Origin of the sequence: Herbaspirillum frisingense, from assembly GCF_047325095.1 — a bacterium.
In the GTDB taxonomy this organism is placed as follows: Bacteria; Pseudomonadota; Gammaproteobacteria; order Burkholderiales; family Burkholderiaceae_D; genus Herbaspirillum; species Herbaspirillum frisingense.
In genome coordinates this window covers 5,068,106-5,093,686 of sequence record NZ_CP168558.1, presented here as the reverse complement: position 1 = coordinate 5,093,686, position 25,581 = coordinate 5,068,106, and the positions used below count along the sequence as shown (strand labels likewise).

The following is a 25,581-nucleotide window of genomic DNA, read 5'->3' as shown; positions in this document are numbered from 1 at the left end:
TCGCCTTCTTCACCTCATCGACAAGGACACGGCATGACCCGCACCGCCACCTCCACCGAGCAGGACGCCGCCGACAGCCTGACCTGGCTGCATATCGGCGCCGGCTCCTTCCATCGCGCCCACCAGGCGGTTTACCTGAACGCCCTGCGTGAGAGCGGCGCCGACCGCCGCTGGCAACTGGCGCTGGCCAATATCCGTGCCGACATGGGGCCGCTGCTGGAGGCGCTGGCACGCCAGCAGGGCCAGTACACGCTGGAAACCGTCACGCCCCAGGGCGAGCGCAGCTACCAGCGCATCGCCTCCATCGGCCGCATCCTGCCCTGGGACGACAGGCTCACCCAGCTGATCGCAGCCGGCGCCGAAGAGCGTACCCGCATCATCTCCTTCACCGTCACCGAAGGCGGTTACTACCTGGACCACCAGCACCGGCTCGACACCGCCAATGCCGACCTGGCCGATGACCTGCGTTGCGCCCTCGATGGCAGCGGTACGCCGCGCACCATCTATGGCGCCATTGCTGCCATCCTGCAGGCACGCAGCCAGGCGCATCCGCACGCGGCGCTGACGCTGCTGAACTGCGACAACCTGCGCCACAACGGCGAGCGCTTCCGTGATGGCCTGCGCCAGTTCCTGAACCTGCGTGGCGAGAGCACGCTGGCACAGTGGATGGAGGCACATACCACCAGCCCCAACGCCATGGTCGATCGCATCACGCCGCGCCCCACGCCGGCCGTGGCGCAACGCGTGAGGGAGGTCACCGGCATCGATGACCCGTGCGCGCTGATGGGCGAGTCCTTCATCCAATGGGTGATCGAGGATGATTTCAAGGCCGGTCGTCCACGCCTGGAAGAGGCGGGCGTGGAGATGGTGCGATCGGTGCTGCCCTATGAAGAGGCCAAGATCCGCATCCTCAACGCCAGCCATAGCTGCATTGCCTGGGCCGGCACCCTGGTGGGCCTGCAGTACATCCACGAAGGGACGCTGCGCGACGACATCCGCCAGATGGCCTACGACTACGTGACGCAGGACGTGATCCCCTGTCTCACACCCAGCCCCATCGATCTGGCAGCCTATCGCGATACCACCCTGGCGCGCTTTTCCAACCCGGCCATCCAGGACACCAACCAGCGTGTGGCCGCGGATGGTTATTCCAAGATTCCCGGTTTCATCCGCCCGACCCTGCAGGAGAGCCTGAACGCCGGCCGCGATCCCCAGGCGACCGCCATGTTGCCGGCGCTGTTCCTGGTGTTTCTGCAGCGCTGGAATGCCGGACAGCTGCCCTATGAATACCAGGACGGCATCTTCGATCCGGCTGCGGTGCGCAGCATGCTGGCCGCCGCCGATCCGGTACGGGCCTTCTGCGCCGATGCGGTGCTGTGGGGCGAACTGGCCGGCGATGCAAGGCTGGAGGCGCTGGTGCGCGCGGGTGTGCAGCGCGTGCAGGATTGGCTGGGGCAGGCAAACTAAAAGCAGCCCATCTGGCCCAAGGCGGCATAGAATTGCCGCTCACCGTCTTAGCGATTGCAGCAATCGCAGCCATCGCAGCCATCGTAGCAAGCACACCGCACATTCATAACGATAACGAGGAGCACCATGTATCTTGGGATAGACCTGGGTACGTCGGAGGTCAAGGCAGTGGTCATCGACGACCAGGGCGCCCTGCTGGCGCTGGCCGGCAGTACCCTGAACGTCTCGCGGCCGCATCCGCGCTGGTCGGAGCAGGCGCCGGCCGACTGGTGGCAGGCCACCTGCGATACCGTGGACAAGCTGCGCGCACAACTGGGCGAGCAGAGTTTTGGCCGCATCCGCGCCATCGGCCTGTCAGGGCAGATGCATGGGGCCGTGCTGCTGGATGCAGAAGACCAGGTATTGCGTCCGGCCATCCTGTGGAGCGATTCGCGCAGCGCCCCCGAATGCGCTGAACTCACGCGCCGCGCACCGCGCCTGCACGGCATCGCCGGCAACCTGGCCATGCCCGGCTTCACCGCGCCCAAGCTGTTGTGGGTGGCGCGTCATGAACCGCAACTGTTTGCGCGCATCGCCACCGTGCTGCTGCCCAAGGACTGGCTGCGCCTGAAGATGACCGGAGGCAAAGTCTCCGACCCGTCCGACGCGGCCGGTACGCTGTGGCTGGACGTGGAGGGCCGCAACTGGTCCGATGAACTGCTGGCGGCCTCCGGCATGCGACGCGATCAGATGCCGGCGCTGGTCGATGGCAGCGCGGTCTCCGGCACCTTGCTGCCGGAGGTGGCGCAGCGCTGGGGACTGGCGGTGGACGTGATCGTGGCTGGCGGTGCCGGTGACGGTGCGGCCAGCGCGGTCGGGATCGGCGCGGTCAAGCCGGGCGATGGTTTCCTCTCGCTGGGGACCTCGGGCGTGCTGTTCGTGGTCAACGACCGCTTCCGTCCCAATCCGGGACGTGCCATCCATGCCTTCTGCCATACCCTGCCGCAACGCTGGCACCAGATGAGCGTGATGCTCTCGGCCGCCAGTTGCCTGCGCTGGTTCTGCCGTCTCTGCTCGGTGGACGAGAAGAGCCTGCTGGCCGAGATCGAACAGCTGGACCAGGAAGCGCGTGACAATGCGCCGCTGTTCCTGCCCTATCTGTCCGGCGAGCGCACGCCCCACAACGATCCCTACGCTACCGGTGTCTTCCACGGCCTGACGCCGGAACACCAGCGCGCCGCATTGGGCTACGCGGTGCTGGAAGGGGTGGCCTTCGGCATGGTCGATGGCCTGGATGCGCTGCGTGCCGCCGGCACCGACGTGGCCGAATTGTCGCTGGTAGGGGGCGGCGCACGCAGCCCGTATTGGGCACAGTTGCTGGCCGACGCGCTGGAAGTGCGCATCGTCACCCATGTCGGCAGCGAAGCCGGTGGCGCACTCGGCGCGGCGCGCCTGGCCTGGCTGGCCGATGGCGGCGACGAGGCCGAGGTCTGCCGCAAGCCGGCCCGCCAGGCGCAGTACCAGCCGGACCCGGGCAGGCGTGCCGCCTTGCAGGCGCGCTTGCAGCGTTATCGGGACATCTATGCGCCGTTTGCGCCCTTGCATGGGGACGCAGGCTGAAGAAAATGACCGTTGAAAATCAACAGGCCGTTCTTGCTCACCTGGCAGGAACGGCCTGTTGCTTGATACGGTGATGCAGTGATTCGCTGATTCAGCGACGGTTGAACTTGAACACCGAAATCGCCTGCAACAGCCGCACCGTCTGCTCTTGCAGACTGCCCGCGGCAGCGGCGGCTTCTTCCACCAGCGAGGCGTTCTGCTGGGTGCTGGCGTCCATCTGGGTGATGGCTTCATGCACCTGGTTGATGCCGGCGCTCTGCTGCTGGGTGGCTTCCTTGATTTCCCCCATGATGCCGGAGACGCGCTGCACCGATGCCACGATGTCGCGCATGGTGCTGGTGGCCTGTTCCACCTGACGGTTGCCGACATCGACCTTTTCCACCGAGGCATCGATGAGCTGCTTGATTTCCTTGGCCGCTGCCGCCGAGCGTTGCGCCAGCGAGCGCACTTCGGAGGCCACCACCGCAAAGCCGCGCCCCTGTTCGCCGGCGCGTGCCGCTTCCACTGCAGCGTTGAGCGCCAGGATGTTGGTCTGGAAGGCGATGCTGTCGATCAGACCGATGATGTCCACGATCTTGCTCGAGGACTCGCTGATCTCGTTCATCGTGGTGCCGGTGCTGGCCACGGCATCACCACCGCGCATGGCAATGGAGGACGCGGTCCCGGCCAGGTCGTTGGCCTGCACGGCGTGGTCGGCATTCTGGCGCACGGTGGCGGCCAGCTGATGCATGCTGGAAGCGGTCTCTTCCAGGTTGGAGGCCTGTACTTCGGTGCGGCGTGACAGGTCCATGTTGCCGGTGGCGATCTCGCGCGTGGCCAGGGTGATGGTTTCCACGTTGGAGCGTACGTCGCCGATGATGGCGGTCAGGTTCACGTTCATCTGCCGCAGCGAGGCCAGCAGGCGCCCCAGTTCATCGTGGCGACGGCTTTCGATGCGCACCGACAGGTCGCCGCCGGTGATGGCGTGGGTGATCTCCAGTGCCTGCTGCAGGGGCTTGATGAGGGCGTTGCGCAGGGCGATCCACTGCACGATGGAGATCGCGGCGGAGGCCGCGGCCAGGGCGCTGATCCACCATTGATGCAGGGCCGCCATGCCGGCGATCACCACGGCGATCTGGATGGTCAGCATCAGGCCCATGGACAGGTTCAGACGGGTGTTCAGCTGCATGCGCGCCAGCTTGCCCAGCCAGCCGGCCAGACCGGTGCGCACCACTTCGCCACGGTGCAGGGCGATGCCCTTGGCCTGGCCACGGCGGATGCTGGCATACAGCTTTTCGGCAGCGGCCACGGCATCGCGTTCGGGCTTGGTGCGCACTGACATGTAGCCGATCACCTGGCCGCTCTCGCGGATGGGCGTGACGTTGGCGCGCACCCAGTAGTGGTCGCCGTTCTTGCTGCGGTTCTTGACCAGGCCGGTCCAGGGCAGGCCGCCCTTGATGGTGGCCCACATGTCGGCAAAGGCTTCGGCCGGCATGTCAGGATGGCGGATCAGGTTCTGCGGCGCACCCAGCAATTCCTCTTCCTCGAAACCGCTGATTTCGATGAAGTAAGGATTGACGTAAGTGATGTTGCCCTTGAGATCGGTCTTGGAAACGATTGCCTTGCCGTCGACGAGCGGACGCTCTTCTCCGGTGACCGGCATGTTCATGCGCATCTTTTACCCCCGTGTAAGAAGCCTTGTGTGTGGAAAGTCCGGCTGGCGGGCGCAAGCTGCGCGGCGGGCAGCGTTCGTCTCTCCCTTACGAACGCGTGGAACCGTCTGCGCCAGGCAGCGACAGCCTGGCGCATGTCTTGCCTGATGAGATTCAGGCGGCGGGATTGTCTCCGGGATGCGGGCTGTCGGGCCCTCTGCGGGGCTTTCCGAAGACGCTAGTGTAGGTCGGATAGAAGGAACAGTACATGACTACCGTCAACATTATCGAGATCGGCAACAGGATGAAGAACACCACCGTGAAGCTGCCGCTCACCAGCGCGATGATCATGCTGATCACGGTCGGGACGACGATGGCGATGACGATCCAGGCCAGGCCGTACACCAGGAAGGCGCGACCCGCGCGGCGCACGGCGAAGAAGCTGTAGAACAGTGCCTTGCCGAGCGGCATCTGCTGCCACATGATCAGCGGTGCCGCATACCAGAAGGCCATGGCCGCCGGCACGTACAGCGCAGCCGCGACCAGCATGGCGATGCGCATGCTGCCGGCGGCGCTCTGCAGTTCCTCGGTGGAGAGGCCGCCTCCCATCATGGCCTTCCAGAAGGTGCCGCCGTCGGCCAGCGCCGAGGCCGCGACCACAAGCGTGGCCACCAGCAGGTAGAGCAGGCCGAGCTTGAAGAGCGTGTTGCGGGCCGGGCTGCGGAAAGCGATCAGCAGCAGGTTGGGGTAGACCCGTTCGCCTTTTTCGATCTGCGCACAGGCTTGCATGAACGACATCGAAAACAGCGGGATCAGGATCAGCGGCAGCATCTGACCCAGCACCGGGATGATGCCCAGTGCCAGCATCAGGAACATGTAGGCCAGGAACAGCGTGGAGATCTCGGCCGGCTGCTTGCGGAACAGCGCGAAGCCTTGCTTGACCCAGGACCAGCCGGTATGTGCGGGAATCTTTTCCATAGCTCCAGTGGTTACAGCGCCGGCGGCGTTTCCTTGATGCGCAGACGCAGGATGCGTTCAAAATGGGTGGGGTCATGCGGCGTGAGCATCTCTGCTTCACGCGGCAGGTAGAAGTCATACAGGCGCGAGAGCCAGAAGCGCAGCGCCGCCGCGCGCAGCATCGGTTGCCAGGCCACGCCTTCGGCCGGCGAGAACGGACGCACGGCGCGGTAGGCGGTCAGCATGGCCTCGGCACGGGCCAGGTTCAGCGCACCCGTATCGAGGTCTACGCACCAGTCGTTGACGGTCACGGCCAGGTCGAACAGCCAGGTGTCGCAACCGGCGAAATAGAAATCGAAGATGCCCGACAGGCGCTCACCCACGAACATCGCATTGTTGCGGAACAGGTCGGCATGCACCGGGCCCCGCTGCAGGGCGCGGTAATCGGCGGTGGCGGCGAAGTCCTTCTGGTACTGCACTTCATCGGCCAGCAGGCTGGCCAGCTCAGGCGGCAGGAAAGGCAGCACCGAGGGCGTGGTTTCCAGCCACCATGCCAGGCCGCGCAGGTTGGGCTGGAGGATCTTGAAGTCCTTGCCGGCCAGGTGCATGCGCGCCAGCATGTCGCCCAGCGCGGCGCAGTGCACCGGTTGCGGATCGAGCTGGGACTCGCCTTCCAGTTTGCTGACGATGGCCGCCGGCTTGTCGTTGAGCAGGGTGACGATGGCGCCCTTGTCATTGGCCACCGGCGCCGGCACGGGAATGCCGCGCTGCGCCAGGTGGCGCATCAGTTCCAGGTAGAAGGGCAATTGTTCGATATGCAGCTTTTCGAACAGGGTCAGGACGTATTCGCCGCTGTCGGTGCCGATGAAGAAGTTGCTGTTCTCGATGCCCGAGGAAATGCCCTTGATCGAGCGTGCGCGACCGAGCGGAAATTGTTGGATCCAGTCCGAGAGCTGTTCCAGACTGACCGGTGTAAAGACTGCCATGGCGAAATTGAGAATATGAAGCTTGCTGAAATACCGGGATCCCGAGCTACGCCTGCCGGCACCGCCGGGACTGGCGTGACAGCGGCGGCATAGGGCCGCATCGGCTGTCCCTGGGCCGGTCGCGGCGGGCGACCGGGGTGATGTTGGCCAACCCGGCAGGGTCAGCCGTCCATCGTGGCGAAGCGATTACTTCTTGGTGGTGCTGTCGGTATCGCCTTCCTGCGGCTTCTTGACGCCCCAGTCGAACTCGCCGACCTTCCATTGTGCCGAGCTCGGCGGCGGGCTCTGGGCATCGCCCGGGGTGGAGCCGCCCAGTTGCGGGTTGGGGCGCACGTAATAGGTGCTGGGGCCGGACTTGACTTCGATTTCCTTGGTCTGGCCGTGGTCGCGGCGTTCCTTGATGCTGTTGCCCTGGGTGCGGCTGTCTTCACCGGGCTTGCGGATGGTGACCGCGGGCGGTTCGCCTTCTTCCAGCTTTTCCAGTTCGGGTGGCGGCGGCGCCGGCTGGGCGGCCAGGCCGGCAGGGGCCGGTTGGGCGAAAGCCAGCGGAGCAGCCAGGCTGGCCGATGCGCACAGCAGGGCGGCGGCCAGGGACTGTTGGAACCAGACGTTGGATGGTTTCATGATATCGACAGGAAAAATGCAGGAAAAAGATGGTGTTGTTTTCTTCATTGTAGCAAACCATCGTGGTGCGGCCCCTGCGTTTCTTCACGGGAATGATCGGGAAGACAACATCCGGCCGCCTTTCTGCCATCTGGCGGCGACTTGCGGGCGACCTAGGCCTAGTCCAGCAATGGCAACCTGCTATGGATCCAGTCGCCCAGGGTGGGCGGCATGGCGACCAGCCGGGTGAAATCGTCTTCGTCGCTGGCATCGAAGTAGCTGAGGTGGTCGGAGGAATATTCCAGCAGGGTCGGGAAGTCACGCCCCCATTGCACGGTGAAGTGCCGCAGCGCCCGCAGTTCGCCCCGTTCCCCATAGATACGCAGCCGGATGCGGTCCTGTCGGGTCTGCTCGGCCGGCCCGGCGCCACACAGTTCGACCCGCAGCTGCTGGCCGCGATACTGACGCCAGCCACCGTTGAGCTTCTGGCTGTAGATGCCGCAGTCGCGATAGTGCGGCGTGAACGCGGTGGTCACCGTGGCTGCCAGCCCGTAGGCCATGGCCAGCAGATAGAGCAGGGTCACGGCGTGATAGCCGGGTTTGAGCGCGGGCTTGGCCGGAGCGACCACGCGCATCAGCGCGCGATAGAACAGACCCAGCGCACAGACCAGCACCACGCCCAGGGTCCAGTAGAGTGGCGTGGTGTCGGAGGGCGCATTTTGGTCCCACGGCAGCACGCCCAGCTGCTGGCCCATCGCCGGTGAAATGATCACCGGCATGCTGACCAGCGCGGCGATCAGCATGCCTGCCAGCGCCAGCGTGTAGAGCGTCCCGATGAAGAGTTGGATAACGTAGGCTTTGGTGACCGGCATGATGACGATGGCGTGCAATCAGTTCATTTGCGTGCCGTGCATCATGAAGTTGTCGACTTGTTTTTCAAATCGTACGAAGGTGATGGAAAGTGAACGTTTCTACACTTATCGGTGTAAAGATGGCGGGCGGAGGGGGAGAAATGAAGAGGCCGGGCGGCATTGCTGCGGCCCGGCCCGGGTAGGGCGGATGAGGGTGGCAAGCGCCACCGGTGCTGCAATCGGTCAGAGATACATCCCGCTCTGCCGCTCCGCCTCCTGCTGCGTTTCGGCCGGCTTGGATTTCTCTGCGTGGAATTTCTGGATTGCCGCCAGGACCTCGGCCGGTTCGTCGATCACCTGCAGCAGGTTGACGTCCTTGGGCGAGATCATGCCGTCGTCCACCAGGCGGGTCTTGATCCAGTCCACCAGCCCGGCCCAGAACTCGCTGCCCACCAGGATCACCGGCATCATGCGCGACTTGCCGGTCTGCATCAGGGTCAGTGCTTCGGTGAGTTCGTCGAGCGTGCCGAAGCCGCCCGGCAGGACCACGTAGGCGTCGGCATATTTGACGAAGGCGACCTTGCGCGCGAAGAAATGACGGAAGGACAGCGAAATGTCCTGCCAGGCATTGCCGTGCTGTTCGTGCGGCAGTTCGATGTTCAGGCCCACCGAGGGCGAGGCGCCTTCGTAGGCACCCTTGTTGGCGGCCTCCATGATGCCGGGACCGCCGCCGGAAATGACGGCATAGCCGGCATCCGAGATCAGGCGGGCGATCTCCACACACAGTTGATAATGGGGATTGTCGGGGCGGATACGGGCAGAACCGAAGATGGAAACGGCAGGACGCAGCTCGGAGAGACGTTCGGTCGATTCAATGAATTCTGCCATAATCGTGAGTACATGCCACGACTCGCGCGCCTTCTTGGCCGTCGCGCGTTCGATGTCTCCCACTTCCCGCAGGCGCGGGACATTCTTTCCTCTCTGTTCCATATGCAAAAAACCTTGTTGTTAGTTGATGGTTCCAGTTACCTCTATCGCGCATTCCATGCACTGCCCGATATGCGTAACGCGGAAGGCGCGCCCACCGGTGCGCTGTACGGCATCATCAATATGCTGCGCCGACTGCGCAACGATTATCCCGCAAGTTACGTTGCCTGTGTGTTCGATGCCAAGGGCAAGACCTTCCGTGATGATCTGTATCCCGACTACAAGGCCACCCGCAAGTCGATGCCGGAAGACCTGGCATTGCAGATCGAACCCATCCACGCCGCGGTGCGCGCGCTGGGCTGGCCCATCCTGATGGTCGAGGGCATCGAGGCCGATGACGTCATCGGTACGCTGTCGGTGCAGGCCACCGCCGCCGGGCTGGATACGATCATCTCCACCGGTGACAAGGACATGGCCCAGCTGGTCGATGAACACGTTACCTTGGTCAACACGATGAGCAATGAAGTTCTCGACATTGCCGGCGTGACTGCAAAATTCGGTGTGCCGCCCAACCGTATCGTCGATTACCTCAGCCTCATCGGCGATACCGTGGACAACGTTCCCGGGGTGGAAAAGTGCGGTCCCAAGACCGCCGTGAAATGGCTGACCGCCTACGATTCGCTGGATGGCGTGATGGCCAATGCCGACAAGATCAGCGGCGTGGTCGGCGAGAACCTGCGCCGTGCGCTGGACTGGCTGCCGCAGGGTCGCGTGCTGGTGACGGTCAAGACCGATTGCGACCTGTCGGCGCACATGAAGTCCATCCTCGAATCGCTGACCATGCAGCCGCAGGACAAGGAAGTCCTGAAGGACCTCTTCACCCGCTACAACTTCCGCACCTGGTTGCGCGAACTGGCCGATGGCGGCGATGCCGCCGTGGACAAGTCGCCGGTGGTGGGCGCCGTGGCTGCGGCCGCGCTGGAAGTGCCGGCCCAGGGCGGCTTGTTCGCACCCGCCACGCCGGTGGAGTACGAGACCGTGCTCACCGATGCGCAGCTGGACCAATGGATCGCCGCCATCAATGCGGCCGAACTGACCGCCGTCGATACCGAAACCACCTCGCTGGAAGCGATGCAGGCCGAGCTGGTCGGCATCTCGCTGTGCTGGGAGCCGGGCCGCGCCGCCTATATCCCGGTGGGCCACAATTACCAGGATGCGCCGCCGCAATTGTCGCGCGAGCACGTGCTGGAAAAACTCAAGCCCTGGCTGCAAGACGCCAGCAAGCCCAAGCTGGGCCAGCACCTGAAATATGACAGCCACATCTTCGCCAACTATGGCATTCGCCTGGCAGGGGTGAAGCACGACACGCTGCTGGAATCCTATGTCTTCGAGTCGCATCGCCCGCACGACATGGACAGCCTGGCGGCGCGTCACCTGGAGCGCAAGACCATCACCTACGCCGAGGTGTGCGGCAAGGGCGCGTCCCAGATCGGCTTCAACGAAGTGGCCATCGAACGCGCCACCGAATACGCGGCAGAGGATGCCGAGGTCACGCTGGCCTTGCACCGCGCCATGTGGCCGCAGATCGAGCACGACGACAAGCTGCGCTTCATCTACGAAAAGATCGAGGTTCCGACTTCGGTGGTGCTGCAGAAGATCGAGCGTAACGGTGTGCTCATCGACAGTGAACGCCTGGGCCAGCAGTCGCATGACCTCGGGCGCCGCATGCTGGAGATCGAGCAGCAGGCCTATGACTTGGCCGGCCAGCCCTTCAACCTGAATTCACCCAAGCAACTGGGCGAGATCCTGTTCGGCAAGCTGGAGTTGCCGGTGGTGAAGAAGACCGCTTCCGGCGCGCCCTCCACCGACGAAGAAGTGCTGCAGAAGCTGGCCGAGGACTATCCGCTGCCCAAGGTGTTGCTGGACTATCGCGGCCTGTCCAAGCTCAAGTCCACCTACACCGACAAGCTTCCCAAGATGATCAATCCGGTTACCGGGCGCGTGCATACCAACTATGCGCAAGCCGTGGCGGTCACCGGTCGCCTGGCCTCCAACGAGCCCAACCTGCAGAACATCCCGATCCGCACTGCCGAAGGTCGTCGCATCCGCGAAGCCTTCGTCGCGCCCGAAGGCAGCGTGATCGTATCGGCCGACTATTCGCAGATCGAGTTGCGCATCATGGCGCACATCTCGGAAGACGAAAACATGCTGAAGGCCTTCGCCAACAACGAAGACATCCACAAGGCGACCGCCGCCGAAATCTTCGGCATCGCGCCCGAGCAGGTCGAGTCGGAGCAGCGCCGTTATGCCAAGGTGATCAACTTCGGCCTGATCTACGGCATGAGCGCCTTTGGTCTGGCCGGTAACCTGGGCATCGAACGTTCGGCGGCGCAGATGTACATCGACAAGTACTTCATGCGTTTTTCCGGCGTGAAGCGCTACATGGACGAAACCCGACTGCAGGCCAAGGCGCGCGGCTATGTGGAAACCGTGTTCGGCCGTCGCCTGTGGCTGCCCGAGATCAATTCGCCCAACGGTCCGCGTCGCCAGGGAGCGGAACGGGCGGCGATCAACGCGCCCATGCAGGGCACTGCCGCCGACCTCATCAAGCTGGCCATGATCGCGGTGCAGGACTGGCTGGAAAAGACTGGCATGCAGACCCGCATGATCATGCAGGTGCACGATGAACTGGTGTTGGAAGTTCCACAACAGGAATTGGCAATGGTGCGTGAAAAGCTGCCCGAATTGATGAAAAATGTTGCGGAGCTGAAAGTTCCCTTGCTTGCCGAGGTAGGAATCGGTAAGAATTGGGACGAAGCACATTAATTCACATTAATTCCGGTTTCTGGCAAACATCGTTCCCGGTTCGTGACCAGGTTCGCATGATTGCCGGTCGTGTGAAACCGGCGCCCGCCCCGCCAGGGAAAGCGGATCGGGCGCGGATGCCGGAGATGCAAATTGGCAATGCAACAAGCTGACGAACTGACAAGTCGGCGCAATCAGAACTGAAAAAAATAGAAGACTGGCGTCGCAACCGCAGGCATTCGAAGACGGGACGACGCACTGGGTGAAGCCGGACCAAGGTCCGGTGCAGCAGAGGCTGGGCAGGAAAGGGCAGGGGACACGCACCAGGTTTTTCGACACGCACCGCGCATGCGGGCTGCGCCATTGGCGCAGGTCTTGCCATCCCCCAACGCTTCCGTCCGGCCTCCGATGAACACATTGGAGGAGACGTCATGAAGTCAGCAATGAAAGTGGGCACGCGCCTAGGACTCGGGTTTGCGTGGGTGGTACTGTTGCTGGTGCTGGTGACCGGTTTCGGCATCTTCAACATGCACCAGGTGCAGGGGCGCTTCACCCACGTGGTGGAGGTGAAGAACCCCGAGAGCACGCTGGTCAAGGACATGCTGGAGACCGTGGGGGAGCGTTCCATCTCGCTGCGCAATCTGATGCTGCCGGCCGCTCCCGAGGATGTGGACATCGAGGCGCAGTACATCGAGGCGCAGACGCTGAAGTACAAGATGGCCGCGCAGAAGCTGCAGCAGCTCTTTACTGATTCGGCCGACACCACCGAGGAAGAAAAGGCCGCCCTGCCCAAGATCGCCGCCCAGGCCGCCAATGCCGAAAAGCTCATCAGCGAAGCGGTGGAGTTCGGCAAGCGTCGTGAAGCCTACGAGCTGGCGCAATTCCTGAAGGAACAATACCTGCCGGTGCAGAAGTCCTGGCAGGTCGAACTGAAGGCGCTGGCCGCGCTGGAAGACCGGCTCAACAAGGAAGCCGCCGAGGCCAGCGCCACTGCCTATGCACGTGCGCGCCTGCTGATGCTGGTCATCAGCGCCATCGGCGTGGTCACCGCCATCCTGGCGGCACTCTGGCTGACCCGCCAGATCCTGCGCAAGCTGGGCGGTGAGCCGGACTACGCGGTGCAGATCGCTGGCCAGATTGCCGAAGGCGACCTGGCCGTGGTCATCGATACCCGTCCCGGCGACAACGACAGCCTGCTGGCCGCCATGCGTATCATGCGCGACAAGCTGGCCGCCATCGTCACCGAAGTACGCCGGGGTTCGGAAACCATCACCACCGCCTCCACCGAAATCGCCCGCGGCAACCTCGACCTGTCGGGTCGTACCGAGCAACAGGCCGGCGCCCTCGAAGAAACCGCTTCCTCGATGGAACAGCTCAATTCCACCGTCAAGCAGAATGCCGAGAATGCCCACCAGGCCAACGACCTGGCGCTGGCTGCCTCCGACGTCGCGGTGCAGGGTGGCAGCATCGTCTCGCAGGTGGTGGAGACGATGCAGTCCATCAATGCCTCTTCGCAGAAGGTGGCCGATATCGTCAGCGTGATCGATGGCATCGCCTTCCAGACCAACATCCTGGCCCTGAATGCAGCGGTCGAAGCGGCCCGCGCCGGCGAGCAGGGGCGCGGTTTTGCGGTGGTGGCTTCCGAGGTGCGCTCGCTGGCCCAGCGCTCGGCCTCGGCGGCCAAGGAAATCAAGGTGCTCATCGGCGACTCCGTGGGCAAGGTCGAGAACGGCAGCAAGCTGGTGGAGCAGGCCGGCAGCACCATGACCGACATCGTCACCAGCATCCGCCGCGTGACCGACGTGATGACCGAGATCACCCACGCCAACCGCGAACAGAGCAGCGGCATCGAACAGGTCAACGAGGCGATCATCCAGATCGACGACATGACGCAGCAGAATGCCGCGCTGGTCGAGCAGGCGGCTGCGGCGGCCCGTTCGCTGCAGGAACAGGCGGCCGGCCTGCAACAGCTGGTCAGCGTGTTCCGTGTCGATGCTGCCCAGGCGAGGGTGGCGTCATCCTATGCGGCGCCGAGTGCCGAGCGTGTCATCGATGTCACGCCGGGCGCGCCGGAATTGCCGGCCGGTGGCCAGGTGCTGGCGGTGCAGGGCTGAGGACGGCCCATAGGACGGGAACAACGTCTGCGCCGGTTTGCGGTTAGACTCCGGCTTGGGTGAAGTCGGAGTGCATCCGCGAGGATGCCGGCAAGCGGCCTGCAAGGGCCGCTTTTTTCTGGATCTGGATATTCCGGATGAGGCCAGGAAATCCGCGATCCTTCCCCGCATCACGTCCACCACAACGAGGCCACGTGCCACCAAGATGGAGAACCCGATGAACGACCTTCGCAATGACTTCGACAGCCTGCTGGGACAGAGCACCCTGTCCGGCAGCGCCGACCGCCGCACCTTCCTGAAGACTGCCCTGGGCACCGGCTTTGCCGCCGCCGTGCTGCCGGTCTGCGCGCAGACCATGATCAAGACCGACACCAGCGGCCTGACCGCCGGCGAGGTCGCCATCGACGTCAACGGCCAGCGCGTGCCGGCCTATCGCGCCCAGCCCGAGGGCAAGACCGGGCTGCCGGTCATCATCGTGGTGTCGGAAATCTTCGGGGTGCACGAGCACATCGCCGATATCGCCCGCCGCTTCGCCAAGCTGGGCTATCTGGCCATCGCACCGGACTTCTTCGTGCGCCAGGGCAATCCCATGGCCTATACCTCCATTGCCGAGCTGCAGAAGGAAATCATTTCCAAGGTGCCGGATGCCCAGGTGATGGGCGACATCGATGCCTACGTGAAGTGGGCCGGCGAAAATGGCGGTGATACCAGCCGCCTGGGCATCAACGGCTTCTGCTGGGGTGGCCGCATCGTCTGGCTCTACAGCGCCCACAATCCCAAGGTCAAGGCCGGTGCCGCCTGGTATGGCCGCCTGGTGGGTGACAAGACCGCGCTGTTCCCGCAGCAGCCGATCGATATCGCAGCTACGCTGAAGACGCCGGTCATTGGCCTCTATGGCGGCAAGGATCAGGGCATCCCGGTCTCTACCGTGGAACAGATGAAGGAAGCCCTGCAGAAGGCCGGCAACAAGTCGGAATTCCATGTCTATGCCAATTCCGGCCACGCCTTCAATGCCGATTACCGCCCCAGCTATGTCGAGGCTGATGCCAAGGACGCCTGGGCCAAGGTGGTAGCTTTCTTCAAGAGTCACGGCGTGGCGTGACGCGCTGAAGGTCTGGCCTCTTATTGGTGCGCGTCTGATGCAGATCAAGGCATGGCGCACCAAGATGTGCAGGACGTTTGCGGCAAGGGACGGGGTTTTCCGTCCCTTTTTCATTGGTATGCGACAAAACACATGGGTATACCGCGCCGATCCCGGCCTTGCGCCATTGGCACGCGGTTTGCTATGACAAGGATTGAGTAGAAGCGGCTAGCGGTCGGTAGAACGGACACTTACCTTCCTGCGGGGCATTGCTCGTGATGCCATCGGAACCCCGATGGTCCCCATCTTTTGATAGGACACGAGACCATGCACGATGCCCGCGCGCTTTTCTCTTTCTCATTTTCTCTACGCTCTTCCCGGCCATGCTCAGGATCGCCCGCCTCTCTGCGAGGTGCGCGATGAATGCCGTCGCTGAACGCTTCAACCGCGTTGCCCCTGCCGATCCCGCCACCGTGCTGCACCTGCGGGTGAGGGCCATACGCCCGGTGGCTGCCGATATCCGCCTGTTCGAACTGAGCTCCGCAGATGGCGCCCCATTGCCGCCATGGAGCGCGGGCGCACACCTGCGCCTGCAACTGCGGGAGGGGCTGGAGCGCTGCTATTCGCTGTGCAATACGCCGCAACAGCGCGACTGTTATGTGATCGCCGTCAAGAAGGAAGCCGCCTCACGCGGCGGCTCGGCCTTCTTGCACCATCAGGTGGAAGAGGGCGACCTGCTCACTGCATCGGCACCCGTCAATGCCTTTCCTCTGGTGGTTGATGAACGTCCTCCGCTGCTCTTGGCCGCCGGTATCGGTATCACACCGCTCCATGCGATGGTCGCCGACATGGCCGCGCGCGGTGTACGCCATCGTCTGCATTATTTTGCACGCGGCCTGGCGCACGCGGCCTTCTTCCATGAGCTGGCGGCCTGCTCGCAGGGCATGTCCCTGCATCTGGGCCTGGATGGCGCCGAGACCGGACGCGCCATTGCCGCTGCGCTGGCCGGCGTGCCGTGCTCTTCCCCGCTTTATGTATGCGGTCCCGCGCCCTTCATCGAGGCGGCGCGTGACCATGCGCGCCAGGCCGGCTGGCGCGAGGACGATATCCATTTCGAATGGTTCGCCGCGCCCACCGGCGCAAGCCATGCCGTCATCCATGCCTCTGACCAGGACCACCATGTCTTCGAACTGGTCTTGCAGCGCTCGGGCGTGAGCTGCGCGGTGTCGCCCGGCCAGAGCATCGTGGCCGCCGCCGCCGGAGCTGGCGTGGTGATCGGCACCTCCTGCGGCGAGGGATTCTGCGGCAGTTGCGAAAGCACCGTGCTGGAAGGCCTGCCCCTGCATCGCGACAGCGTGCTCTCGGCCGCCGAGCGCGCCAGTGGTCGCACGCTGATGCCCTGCGTCTCGCGCTGTGCAGGAACGCGATTGGTACTGGATCTGTGATGTTCCGATTTGTCTGTGCAAGTTCAACCCACCTGGAGAGGAAGGCTATGAAGAAGCAAGCGATGCAGAAGCGGACTTTCATGCGGCGTGTGGCCGCACTATGGCTGGGCGCGGCAGCCCTGCAGATGGCCGGCCTGGCCCATGCCGAGGACAAGGTCACCCTGCTGTCGAACTGGTATGCGCAGGCCGAGCATGGCGGCTTCTACCAGGCCGTGGCCAAGGGCATCTACAAGAAGTACGGCATGGATGTCACCATCAAGATGGGTGGCCCGCAGGTCAACAACATGCAGATCCTGGTGGCGGGGCAGGCCGACTTCAGCATGGGGTATGACTTCACGGTGCTCAAGGGCATAGAGCAGGGCTTGCCGCTGGTGACCGTGGGCACGTCCTTCCAGTCCGACCTGCAGGGCATGATGACGCATGATGATGTCACCAGCCTGGCCGGGCTGAAGAACAAGACCATCCTGGTGGCGGGCTCCGGCCAGTCGAGCTGGTGGCCGTGGCTCAAGTCCAAGTATGGCTATACCGATGCGCAGTCCAAGGCCTACACCTTCAACCTGCAGCCTTTCTTCGCCGATCCCAACATCGCGCAGCAGGCCTATCCTTCCTCCGAACTGTTCCAGGCCGACAAGGCCGGCGTGAAGAGCAAGTTCTTCCTCTTTGCCAGCGAGGGCTATCCGCCGTATGGCACCACCATCGTGACGCTGCAAAAGACCGTGGCCAGCAAGCCCGACCTGGTGCAGCGCTTCGTCAAGGCGACCGCTGAAGGCTGGAAGAGCTACCTGGAAGACCCGGCTCCGGCCAATGCCCTCATCAAGGCCGACAACAAGAACATGGGCGACGAGCAACTGGCCTATGCCCTGGGCAAGCTCAAGGAGCTCAAGGTGGTCACGGGTGGCGATGCGGCACGGTTGGGCATCGGCGTGATGACCGATGAACGCTGGAAGCAGACCTATGACGTCATGGTCGCTACCGGCCTGCTCAAGGCGGGTACGGATTATCACAAGGCCTACACCACCCAGTTCGTCAAGGACATGAAGGTCATGCCCTGATCCCGTTGGGCGCCGCTGCGTGAGTGCGGCGGCGCGGTCCACCTTGCGCGTGAGGACGCCATGATTCCCTACACAGCACCGATGACAGCACGCCGCATCCCGGTGATCGATTTTGCCGATGCGTTTTCCCCCGAGCGAAGCCGGCGTGAAGCGCTGGCCTGGGAAATCCACAAGATTTCGCGTGACGTGGGTTTCTTCTACATCGTCAACCACGGTGTCCCGCAGTCACTGGTGGAAGGCCAGTTCGACTGGGCGCGCCGATTCTTTGCGTTGCCGGCGGCCAGCAAGGCGGCCATCGACATGCGCGGTTCGCCGTCCGGCTACGGCTATGAACGCATGGGGGCGCAGGCCCTTGATGAGGGTTCGCCGGCGGACCTGAAGGAGGGCTTCCAGTTCGGCTTCGACATTGCCCATGATCATGCCTACGTGCAGCGTGGCCTGCTGCGCTATGGTCATCACCGGTGGCCGCAGGACCTGCCCGGATTCGAAGCCCATTCGCGGCGCTATTACGAGGCCGTGCGCGCGCTCTCGCATCGTCTGCTCAGCGTGATCGCGCTGTCGCTGGAGATGCCGGAGGATTTCTTCGAGCCCGTGCTGGAAACGCCCATCGCCACCCAACGGATGCTGCACTACCCGCCACAACCGGACGGTGCGCGCAACAACCAGATCGGCGCCGGTGCACATACCGACTGGGGCCTGGTCACCATCCTCGCGCAGGATGCCATCGGTGGACTGGAGGTCTGCAACGCAGAGGGTCAGTGGGTGAGCGCACCGCCCATCAAGGACAGTTTCGTGGTCAACATCGGTGATCTGCTGCAGCGCTGGAGCAATGACCTCTATCACAGCAATCCACATCGCGTGCTCAATGCCGGCCCGGTACCGCGTTATTCGCTGCCCTTTTTCCAGGATGGCGACCAGGCGGCCGTGGTGACCTGCCTGCCGACCTGCTGCAGCGCCGAGCGCCCACCGCGTTATGCGCCTTGCACCATTGGCGAGTACCTGGACATGAAGGTGAGGCAGACCTTCGGGGCGGTGGCGGTGGACTGAGTCACCGCAGCCAGCAAGTCCGAATTTTCGAATGTCAGATTTTCCGGCGAAGGCGACCGTGTTGGCACGCCGGCCGGACCACTGCGGATCCCCAGGTCCGCAGTCCAAGCAGAAGGAGCAGCATCATGCTGGTAACTCAACAAAAAGTCTTGCGCAGGTTCTGGTACGCGCTCATGCCCATCTCGCAGCTCAAGGACGGCCCGCAGCCCTTTATGCTGCTGGGCGAGAAGCTGGTGGTATGGCTCAGGGAAGATGGTACGCCGGCCGCCTTGCAGGACCGCTGCTGCCATCGCACGGCGCGGCTGTCCAAGGGCTTCGTGGAAAACGGCAATATCGTCTGCGGCTACCATGGGTGGACCTTCAACGGCGAGGGCGCCTGCGTGCGCGTGCCGCAGAGCGTGGACGGCAGCGTGCCGTCGGGTGCCTGCGTGAAGTCCTATCACTGCAAGGAGCGCTACGGTTATGTCTGGGTGGCGCTGGAAGATCCGCTGCGTGACATCCCCGATTTTCCCGAGGATGGTGCGCCGGGATACCGCCGCATCTTCCAGTTCTACGAACGCTGGGATACCAGCGCGCTGCGCATGATGGAAAACTCCTTCGACAATTCCCATTTCAGCTACGTGCATCGGGCTACCTTCGGCCTGTACGATCAGCCCAAGCCGGAGAAGTACGAGATCGAGGAAACCGACTACGGCTTCGAGGCCGAGACACGGGTGCCGATCAAGAACGTGCCGGCCAGCCACCGCGTCACCGGCAGCACGGCTGATACTACCGTGCGCCACATGTTCAACCGCTGGTACCTGCCTTTCGTGCGTCGTTTCGGTTGTACCTATCCGGAGAGCGGCCGGCATCACATCATCTACAACTGCGCCACGCCCATCGACGATGGCAGCATCATGCTGGCGCAGTGGCTGTACCGCAACGATACCGAGGAGGATTGCTCCGAGGCCGAGCTGATTGCCTGGGACGCCCCCATCCTGGTGGAAGACCGCGACATCCTGGAAGCCACCGACCCGGATGCCTGCATCGACGTGCGGCGCCGCCAGGAATTCCACATGGCATCGGACCGTCCGGGTCTGATCATGCGCCGCATGCTGCTCCAGTTGTTGGAAGAGCATGGCGAATCCGAAGTCTTCCGCATCCATCCCGCTGCATGAACCCGCCAGGAGATTCCATGGACAGAGATGATCACGCCATGTCGCAGGCCGCGGCATGGGAGCAGGGCGAGGCATCGGGCGAGGCTCCGGTGCTGTCGGCGCAACGGGTGGAGAAGACCTACCGCAACGGCACACGCGCCCTGGACGAAGTGCGGCTCGATATCGGGCGCGGGGAGTTCGTCTCTTTGCTGGGCCCGTCGGGCTGCGGCAAGAGCACCCTGCTGAAGATGTTCGCCGGGCTGGAGGAGCCGTCGCATGGGCATCTGCGTTGGTGGGGCGGTAACCTGGCCACGGTCGGGACGCCGGAGCGCACGCTGGCCATGGTGTTCCAGGAAGCCACGCTCATGCCCTGGGCCACGGTGGAACAGAATGCACGGTTGCCGCTGGACCTGCGCCACGTGCCACGTGCGCAGGCCGATGCACGGGTGGCGGCCGCCCTGAAGCTGGTGGGCCTGGACAAGTTCCACAAGGTGCTGCCGCGCGAATTGTCCGGCGGCATGCAGATGCGTGCCTCGATTGCGCGGGCGCTGGCGACCTCGCCCAATCTGCTGCTGATGGATGAGCCGTTCGGTGCCCTGGATGAATTCACCCGCAACAAGCTCGATGCCGACCTGCGCGATATCTGGAGCCAGCAGGACCTGACGGTGGTCTTCGTGACCCACAGCATCTACGAGGCGGTGTTCCTGTCTTCGCGGGTGATCGTGATGGCGGCGCGGCCCGGGCGGGTGATCGCCGATGTGGCCATCGATGCGCCAGGGCTGCGTGACGAGGCCTTCCGCATTTCGGCACCCTTCATGCAGTATTGCAAGACGCTATCTGATTACTTGACGCTGGCCAACCAGCAGGGAGGCGGTCATGAAGCCCAACACTGAGCCGCTGGTCAACCGTCCCGGTTTCTGGCGGGTGGCCGCACCGCTGGCGATCGGTATTACCTTGCTCCTGATGTGGCAGGTGGTCTGCACGCTGCTGGAGGTGCCGCCCTATCTGATACCGACGCCTTCCTTGATCGCCAAGACCCTGGTGGCCGACTGGGGCATGCTGCTTGATTCATTGCTGGTGACGCTGAAGATCACCTTCCTGGCTTTTGTGCTGGCGGTGATCCTGGGCGTGGCGATCGCCTTCGTCTTCGTGCAGAGCCGCTTCATCGAGGTCAGCCTGTTTCCCTATGCGATCATCCTGCAGGTCACGCCCATCGTGGCGATTGCGCCGTTGATCATCATCTGGGTCAAGGACACCACGGCTGCGCTGACGGTCTGCGCCACCATCATGGCGCTGTTCCCGATCATCTCCAACACCACGCTGGGGCTGCGCAGCGTCAATCCGGGCTTGCTCAACCTGTTCCGGCTGAACAAGGCGACCCGCTGGCAGACGCTCAGGCGCTTGCGCATTCCGAGTGCCTTGCCTTATTTTTTCGGCGGCTTGCGCATTTCCAGCGGACTGGCGCTGATCGGCGCGGTGGTGGCGGAGTTCGTGGCCGGCACCGGCGGTACCGGCTCGGGACTGGCCTATCAGATCCTGCAGGCCGGCTTCCAGCTCAACATCCCGCGGCTGTTTGCGGCCTTGCTGCTGATCACACTGACCGGCATCCTGCTGTTCTGGCTGATGAGCGCACTGTCGCGCGCGGCGCTGGCCGGCTGGCATGAAAGCGAAATGGGATGAACCTGCGACAACAAGGAGACGATTGCGCATGAATACCTTCCTGATCAGGAACCTGCAAGCCATCATGACCGGCTTGCCCGGCGCTGCGGCGCGCCACGTCGGCCCCGACATCCGGGTGCAGGACGGCGTGATCGCCGCCATCGGCCGGCTTTCGGCACAGGCCGGCGAAGACGTGATCGATGCCAGCGATTGCGTGGCCTATCCGGCCTGGGTCAATACCCATCATCACCTGTTCCAGTCCCTGTTGAAGGGCGACCCGCTGGGCATCAACGCCACGCTGACCCCTTGGCTGGCGGCCACACCCTATCGCTATCGGGCCAGATTCGATGCCGAGCTGTTCCGGCTGGCGGCGCGCATCGGCATGGTGGAACTGCTGCGTTCGGGTTGCGGCACGATTGCCGACCACAACTACCTGTACTACCCGGGCATGCCCTTCGATACCTCCGAGATCCTGTTCGAGGAGGCCGAGCGACTGGGCCTGCGCTTCGTGCTGTGTCGCGGTACCGCGATGCGAACCCGCCAGCTGGAGGCCGAATTGCCGAGTGCCTTGCGGCCCGAGACGCTGGAGGGCTTCCTGGCGGACATGGCGCGCTTGCGCAAGCGCTTCCATGATCCGGCACCGGCATCCATGCGCAGGGTGGTGATGGCGCCGACCACGCCACTCTATTCGGCGGCACCCGAAGAACTGCGCGAGATGGCCGTGGCAGCGCGCGAGATGGGCTTGCGGCTGCACAGTCATCTCTCCGAGACCGTGGGCTACCAGGACAGCGCGCATGCCATGCATGGCTGCAGCCCGGTACAGTTCTGCGAGCGCATCGGCTGGCTGGGGCCGGATGTGTGGTTTGCGCATCTGGTCAAACTCGATGCCGAGGAAATTGCCCTGCTGGGCGCCACCGGCACCGGGATTGCCCATTGTCCGCAGAGCAATGGGCGCCTGGGGAGCGGGATTGCGCCGATACGTGCATTGGAGGCAGCCGGCGTTCCGGTGTCAATCGGCGTGGATGGCGCGGCCTCTAACGAGGCGGCTGACATGATTTCCGAAACCCATGCCGCCTGGCTGATGCAACGCGCCCGGCGCGGCCAGGAAGCGACGCCGGTATTCCGGGGCGGCAGCTTCGAGGGAGGCGCGGCCGAGGCCACGGTGGAGGATGTGGTGCGCTGGGGCACGACCGGTGGCGCCCGGGTGCTGGGGCTGGAGGCGCTGGACGGCCTGCAGGTGGGGCAGCAGGCCGATATTGCGCTGTACCGCCTGGATGACCCGCGCTACTTCGGCCTGCATGATTCGGCCATCGGGCCGGTGGCCTCGGGTGGGCGGCCTTTCCTGAAGGCAATGTGGGTCGGCGGCAAGGCCGTGGTGCGGGACGATGTCATTCCCGGGCTGGATCTGGCTGAACTGGGAGCGCAAGCGCGTCAGGCGGTGCAGAAGATGCTTGCAGGCAATTAGGGCAGGGCGAAGTCGCTTGCTTGTGCCGCCTTGGTCCCCGCTTTCCCCATGAGCCGCATGGGGAGGTGGCCAAAACTGCTAAAATGGCGGGATGATCAAGCGACGTAATTCTCCCTTCAGTTTCTCAGCCGAGGATTTCGATGAATCCATGGATTCCTTTGGCGCTTTCGATCCTTTCCGTCCTGACTCACCTCGCCGCGAGGCGGCTTCGGCCCAAGCCGGGTCTTCCGGCTCTTCCGCACCGTCCGGAGCATCCGCCGCGGGCGAAGACAGCGCCGAAGAGGAAACCCGGCCCCCGCTGGAACTGGACCTGACCAATCACTTCCTGATCGCCATGCCGTCCATGCTGGACCCGGTCTTCGGCGGCACGGTGGTCTATCTGTGCGAACACAACCATAACGGCGCGCTGGGCGTAGTCATCAACAAGCCCACCGACATGACGATGGACGTGCTGTTCGACCGCATCAACCTCAAGCTGGAAATCCGCCCTGATACTCCTGACGCCATGCCGGAGCTGTATCGCCGGCCGGTCATGTTCGGTGGCCCGGTCCAGGTGGAGCGCGGCTTCGTGCTGCATTCGACCTCGGAAAAATACTCCTCCACCCTGCAGGTGACCGATGATGTCGCGCTGACCACCTCCAAGGATGTGCTGGAAGCCGTGGCGTATGGCAACGGCCCTGAGCGGGTGCTGGTGACGCTGGGTTGCTCGGGCTGGAGCCCGGGTCAGCTGGAAGGGGAGATCGGACGCAATGGCTGGCTGACGGTGAAGGCCGATCCGGCCATCATCTTCGAACTGCCCGTGGAAGAACGCTTCACGGCAGCCCTGGCCTTGCTGGGCATCGATCCGGTGATGCTCTCCGGCGACGCCGGGCGAGCCTGAGGACGATAGGGAAAACGCTTGGAAACCATCCTGGCCTTCGACTTCGGCTTGAAACGCATCGGCGTGGCAGTGGGCAATACCGGTCTGAAGCAGGCCCAGCCGCTGGCGGTGATCGGCGAGCCCACCAATGACGGCAAGTTCGCCGCCATCGCGCGCCTGATCGCAGAGTGGCAGCCGGCGCGCTGCGTGGTCGGCCTGCCCTTGCACCCGGACGGCGCGGAGCACGAGATGAGCGTGCGCTGCCGGCGCTTCGCCAACCAGCTGCACGGTCGCTACGGGGTCGAGGTCACGCTGGTGGATGAACGCTACAGTTCGGCGGTGATCCAGCACCAGCGCGGCGAGCAGATCGACGACCAGGCCGCCGCCATCATTTTGCAGCAATACTTTGACGACGCACATTCATGAGCACAACATCTTCCCAGCTTGATGCAGAAGCGCTGTACCAGACCCTGGTGCAGCAGATTAGGACCGGCCTGCAGGGCGCGACCGACGTGGCGCTGGTGGGCATCCATTCCGGTGGCGCCTGGCTGGCCGAGCGGCTGGCAGCCGAACTGGGCCTGACCGAACGCCTCGGCTTTGTCGACGTGTCCTTCTATCGCGACGACTTTTCCGAGAAGGGCCTGCGCGCCGACGTCAAGCCGAGCCAGATTCCCTTCGATGTCGAAGGCGCCACCATCCTGCTGGTGGACGACGTGCTCTACACCGGGCGCACCACGCGCGCGGCCATCAACGAACTGTTCGACTACGGCCGCCCGGCGCGCGTGCTGCTGGCCGCGCTGGCCGATCGCGGCGGGCGTGAGCTGCCGGTGGCTGCCGATTTCGTGGCGACCTCGGTTGAACTGAGCAAACAAGAAAACCTGCAATTGCAACGCGCCGACGACGGCCGCTTCTCACTCACGGTGGTCCATGCTTAATCCACAACTCAATAAAAACGGCGAACTGCAGCACCTGCTGACCATCGAGGGCCTGCCGCGCTCGATTCTCACGCACATCCTCGACACCGCCTCTTCGTTCGTCAGCATCGGCGACCGCGAAGTCAAGAAGGTGCCGCTCATGCGTGGCAAGAGCGTGTTCAATCTCTTCTTCGAGAACTCCACGCGTACCCGCACCACCTTCGAGATCGCCTCCAAGCGCCTGTCGGCGGACGTGATCAACCTCAACATCCAGGCCTCCAGCACCAGCAAGGGCGAGTCGCTGCTGGACACCATCGACAACCTGGCGGCCATGCATGCCGACATGTTCGTGGTGCGCCACGCCCAATCGGGCGCGCCCTTCCTGATCGCCAAGCACCTGATCGACACCAGGCAGTCGCATGTACACGTGGTCAACGCCGGCGACGGCCGTCATGCGCACCCGACCCAGGGGCTGCTGGACATGTACACGATCCGCCACTACAAGAAGGATTTCACCAACCTGCGCGTGGCCATCGTGGGCGACATCCTGCACAGCCGCGTGGCGCGTTCCGACATCCACGCGCTGACCACCCTGGGCGTGCCTGAAGTGCGGGCCATCGGCCCACGTACGCTCTTGCCCAGTGGCCTGGAGCAGATGGGCGTGCGCGTCTTCCACAACATGGAAGAGGGCTTGAAGGACGTCGACGTGATCATCATGCTGCGGTTGCAGAACGAGCGCATGAGCGGTGCGCTGCTGCCCTCGGCGCAGGAGTTCTTCAAGAGCTACGGCCTGACCCCGGAACGCCTGGCCCTGGCCAAGCCGGACGCCATCGTGATGCACCCCGGTCCGATGAACCGCGGCGTGGAAATCGACTCGGCCGTGGCTGACGGCGCCCAGGCAGTGATCCTGCCGCAGGTGACCTTCGGCATCGCGGTGCGCATGGCGGTCATGAGCATCGTGGCTGGCAATTGAATTGAGCGGT

The 25,581-nt window shown here is 63.8% G+C and carries 22 protein-coding genes; 16 read left to right on the top strand and 6 right to left on the bottom strand.

Annotated elements, in window-relative coordinates:
• The first annotated feature begins 33 nt into the window (after nucleotides 1-33).
• Nucleotides 34-1,467 (top strand): D-arabinitol 4-dehydrogenase, encoded by a 1,434-nt coding sequence (gene dalD / locus ACEOAC_RS23160; protein WP_413445663.1) that lies wholly within the window; start codon nucleotides 34-36, stop codon nucleotides 1,465-1,467.
• Between the two features lie 126 nt (nucleotides 1,468-1,593).
• On the top strand, nucleotides 1,594-3,066 hold the full coding sequence (gene xylB, locus ACEOAC_RS23155; protein ID WP_413628598.1) for a xylulokinase: 1,473 nt from the start codon (nucleotides 1,594-1,596) through the stop codon (nucleotides 3,064-3,066).
• 91 nt (nucleotides 3,067-3,157) lie between these two features.
• Here the strand turns inward: xylB and ACEOAC_RS23150 are convergent, their stop codons facing one another.
• From ACEOAC_RS23150 to ACEOAC_RS23125, 6 genes are all read right to left on the bottom strand, one after another.
• Nucleotides 3,158-4,720 carry a methyl-accepting chemotaxis protein gene (locus tag ACEOAC_RS23150; protein ID WP_413445487.1) on the bottom strand — a complete coding sequence of 521 codons (1,563 nt, stop codon included), beginning with the start codon at nucleotides 4,718-4,720 and terminating at the stop codon, nucleotides 3,158-3,160.
• Between the two features lie 151 nt (nucleotides 4,721-4,871).
• Nucleotides 4,872-5,675, bottom strand: a complete 804-nt coding sequence (locus ACEOAC_RS23145; protein ID WP_006463667.1) for a BPSS1780 family membrane protein — start codon at nucleotides 5,673-5,675, stop codon at nucleotides 4,872-4,874.
• A gap of 11 nt (nucleotides 5,676-5,686) precedes the next feature.
• Entirely contained in the window at nucleotides 5,687-6,640 is a 954-nt protein-coding gene (locus ACEOAC_RS23140; RefSeq protein ID WP_006463668.1) for a homoserine kinase, read from the bottom strand.
• Nucleotides 6,641-6,826: 186 nt separating this feature from the next.
• Nucleotides 6,827-7,264, bottom strand: coding sequence for a hypothetical protein (locus tag ACEOAC_RS23135; RefSeq protein WP_006463669.1), 438 nt, complete (start codon nucleotides 7,262-7,264; stop codon nucleotides 6,827-6,829).
• Between the two features lie 158 nt (nucleotides 7,265-7,422).
• Nucleotides 7,423-8,115: a hypothetical protein gene (locus ACEOAC_RS23130; RefSeq protein ID WP_234295337.1), complete on the bottom strand. Its 693-nt coding sequence runs from the start codon at nucleotides 8,113-8,115 to the stop codon at nucleotides 7,423-7,425.
• Between the two features lie 222 nt (nucleotides 8,116-8,337).
• A complete protein-coding gene (locus ACEOAC_RS23125) occupies nucleotides 8,338-9,084 on the bottom strand; it encodes a TIGR00730 family Rossman fold protein (protein WP_006463673.1) in 747 nt (248 codons plus the stop codon).
• On the opposite strand from ACEOAC_RS23125, the gene polA reads away from it, so the two are divergent.
• The 14 genes from polA to ACEOAC_RS23055 all read left to right on the top strand — a co-directional run bounded on the left by polA (nucleotide 9,085) and on the right by ACEOAC_RS23055 (nucleotide 25,571).
• Nucleotides 9,085-11,847: a DNA polymerase I gene (gene polA, locus ACEOAC_RS23120; protein WP_413443276.1), complete on the top strand. Its 2,763-nt coding sequence runs from the start codon at nucleotides 9,085-9,087 to the stop codon at nucleotides 11,845-11,847. It abuts the gene before it with no gap.
• A 410-nt stretch (nucleotides 11,848-12,257) separates the two neighbouring features.
• Complete coding sequence (locus ACEOAC_RS23115) at nucleotides 12,258-13,940, top strand: methyl-accepting chemotaxis protein (RefSeq protein WP_039875487.1); 1,683 nt, start codon at nucleotides 12,258-12,260, stop codon at nucleotides 13,938-13,940.
• Between the two features lie 217 nt (nucleotides 13,941-14,157).
• On the top strand, nucleotides 14,158-15,042 hold the full coding sequence (locus ACEOAC_RS23110; RefSeq protein ID WP_413443275.1) for a dienelactone hydrolase family protein: 885 nt from the start codon (nucleotides 14,158-14,160) through the stop codon (nucleotides 15,040-15,042).
• 398 nt (nucleotides 15,043-15,440) lie between these two features.
• Entirely contained in the window at nucleotides 15,441-16,466 is a 1,026-nt protein-coding gene (locus ACEOAC_RS23105) for a PDR/VanB family oxidoreductase (protein WP_413443274.1), read from the top strand.
• Nucleotides 16,467-16,513: 47 nt separating this feature from the next.
• Nucleotides 16,514-17,518 carry an ABC transporter substrate-binding protein gene (locus ACEOAC_RS23100; protein ID WP_202032467.1) on the top strand — a complete coding sequence of 335 codons (1,005 nt, stop codon included), beginning with the start codon at nucleotides 16,514-16,516 and terminating at the stop codon, nucleotides 17,516-17,518.
• A gap of 60 nt (nucleotides 17,519-17,578) precedes the next feature.
• A complete protein-coding gene (locus tag ACEOAC_RS23095; protein WP_413443273.1) occupies nucleotides 17,579-18,565 on the top strand; it encodes an isopenicillin N synthase family dioxygenase in 987 nt (328 codons plus the stop codon).
• A gap of 125 nt (nucleotides 18,566-18,690) precedes the next feature.
• Entirely contained in the window at nucleotides 18,691-19,722 is a 1,032-nt protein-coding gene (locus tag ACEOAC_RS23090) for a Rieske 2Fe-2S domain-containing protein (protein WP_413443272.1), read from the top strand.
• A gap of 17 nt (nucleotides 19,723-19,739) precedes the next feature.
• Nucleotides 19,740-20,594 carry an ABC transporter ATP-binding protein gene (locus ACEOAC_RS23085; RefSeq protein WP_413443271.1) on the top strand — a complete coding sequence of 285 codons (855 nt, stop codon included), beginning with the start codon at nucleotides 19,740-19,742 and terminating at the stop codon, nucleotides 20,592-20,594.
• Entirely contained in the window at nucleotides 20,578-21,381 is an 804-nt protein-coding gene (locus ACEOAC_RS23080; protein WP_077235718.1) for an ABC transporter permease, read from the top strand. Before ACEOAC_RS23085 ends, ACEOAC_RS23080 begins: the two co-directional genes overlap by 17 nt.
• A gap of 28 nt (nucleotides 21,382-21,409) precedes the next feature.
• On the top strand, nucleotides 21,410-22,825 hold the full coding sequence (locus tag ACEOAC_RS23075; protein WP_413443270.1) for an amidohydrolase family protein: 1,416 nt from the start codon (nucleotides 21,410-21,412) through the stop codon (nucleotides 22,823-22,825).
• Between the two features lie 91 nt (nucleotides 22,826-22,916).
• Nucleotides 22,917-23,705, top strand: a complete 789-nt coding sequence (locus ACEOAC_RS23070) for a YqgE/AlgH family protein (protein WP_006463691.1) — start codon at nucleotides 22,917-22,919, stop codon at nucleotides 23,703-23,705.
• Nucleotides 23,706-23,723: 18 nt separating this feature from the next.
• Complete coding sequence (gene ruvX / locus ACEOAC_RS23065) at nucleotides 23,724-24,110, top strand: Holliday junction resolvase RuvX (protein WP_077235716.1); 387 nt, start codon at nucleotides 23,724-23,726, stop codon at nucleotides 24,108-24,110.
• Nucleotides 24,107-24,619 (top strand): bifunctional pyr operon transcriptional regulator/uracil phosphoribosyltransferase PyrR, encoded by a 513-nt coding sequence (gene pyrR / locus ACEOAC_RS23060; RefSeq protein ID WP_102663919.1) that lies wholly within the window; start codon nucleotides 24,107-24,109, stop codon nucleotides 24,617-24,619. The genes ruvX and pyrR overlap by 4 nt, the downstream gene beginning before the upstream one ends.
• Complete coding sequence (locus ACEOAC_RS23055; protein ID WP_006463696.1) at nucleotides 24,612-25,571, top strand: aspartate carbamoyltransferase catalytic subunit; 960 nt, start codon at nucleotides 24,612-24,614, stop codon at nucleotides 25,569-25,571. Before pyrR ends, ACEOAC_RS23055 begins: the two co-directional genes overlap by 8 nt.
• Nucleotides 25,572-25,581: the final 10 nt, after the last annotated feature.

Bases quoted from the DNA above. Each gene is read 5' to 3' on its own strand.
- dalD (WP_413445663.1), top strand. From the start codon at position 34: ATGACCCGCACCGCCACCTCCACCGAGCAGGACGCCGCCGACAGCCTG.
- ACEOAC_RS23110 (WP_413443275.1), top strand. From the start codon at position 14,158: ATGAACGACCTTCGCAATGACTTCGACAGCCTGCTGGGACAGAGCACC.
- ACEOAC_RS23085 (WP_413443271.1), top strand. From the start codon at position 19,740: ATGGACAGAGATGATCACGCCATGTCGCAGGCCGCGGCATGGGAGCAG.
- ACEOAC_RS23080 (WP_077235718.1), top strand. From the start codon at position 20,578: ATGAAGCCCAACACTGAGCCGCTGGTCAACCGTCCCGGTTTCTGGCGG.
- ACEOAC_RS23150 (WP_413445487.1), bottom strand. From the start codon at position 4,720: ATGCGCATGAACATGCCGGTCACCGGAGAAGAGCGTCCGCTCGTCGAC.
- pyrR (WP_102663919.1), top strand. From the start codon at position 24,107: ATGAGCACAACATCTTCCCAGCTTGATGCAGAAGCGCTGTACCAGACC.
- ACEOAC_RS23145 (WP_006463667.1), bottom strand. From the start codon at position 5,675: ATGGAAAAGATTCCCGCACATACCGGCTGGTCCTGGGTCAAGCAAGGC.
- ACEOAC_RS23135 (WP_006463669.1), bottom strand. From the start codon at position 7,264: ATGAAACCATCCAACGTCTGGTTCCAACAGTCCCTGGCCGCCGCCCTG.
- ACEOAC_RS23100 (WP_202032467.1), top strand. From the start codon at position 16,514: ATGAAGAAGCAAGCGATGCAGAAGCGGACTTTCATGCGGCGTGTGGCC.
- ACEOAC_RS23130 (WP_234295337.1), bottom strand. From the start codon at position 8,115: ATGCCGGTCACCAAAGCCTACGTTATCCAACTCTTCATCGGGACGCTC.
- polA (WP_413443276.1), top strand. From the start codon at position 9,085: ATGCAAAAAACCTTGTTGTTAGTTGATGGTTCCAGTTACCTCTATCGC.
- ACEOAC_RS23070 (WP_006463691.1), top strand. From the start codon at position 22,917: ATGATCAAGCGACGTAATTCTCCCTTCAGTTTCTCAGCCGAGGATTTC.
- ACEOAC_RS23125 (WP_006463673.1), bottom strand. From the start codon at position 9,084: ATGGAACAGAGAGGAAAGAATGTCCCGCGCCTGCGGGAAGTGGGAGAC.
- ACEOAC_RS23090 (WP_413443272.1), top strand. From the start codon at position 18,691: ATGCTGGTAACTCAACAAAAAGTCTTGCGCAGGTTCTGGTACGCGCTC.
- ACEOAC_RS23075 (WP_413443270.1), top strand. From the start codon at position 21,410: ATGAATACCTTCCTGATCAGGAACCTGCAAGCCATCATGACCGGCTTG.
- ACEOAC_RS23115 (WP_039875487.1), top strand. From the start codon at position 12,258: ATGAAGTCAGCAATGAAAGTGGGCACGCGCCTAGGACTCGGGTTTGCG.
- xylB (WP_413628598.1), top strand. From the start codon at position 1,594: ATGTATCTTGGGATAGACCTGGGTACGTCGGAGGTCAAGGCAGTGGTC.
- ACEOAC_RS23055 (WP_006463696.1), top strand. From the start codon at position 24,612: ATGCTTAATCCACAACTCAATAAAAACGGCGAACTGCAGCACCTGCTG.
- ACEOAC_RS23105 (WP_413443274.1), top strand. From the start codon at position 15,441: ATGAATGCCGTCGCTGAACGCTTCAACCGCGTTGCCCCTGCCGATCCC.
- ACEOAC_RS23140 (WP_006463668.1), bottom strand. From the start codon at position 6,640: ATGGCAGTCTTTACACCGGTCAGTCTGGAACAGCTCTCGGACTGGATC.
- ACEOAC_RS23095 (WP_413443273.1), top strand. From the start codon at position 17,579: ATGATTCCCTACACAGCACCGATGACAGCACGCCGCATCCCGGTGATC.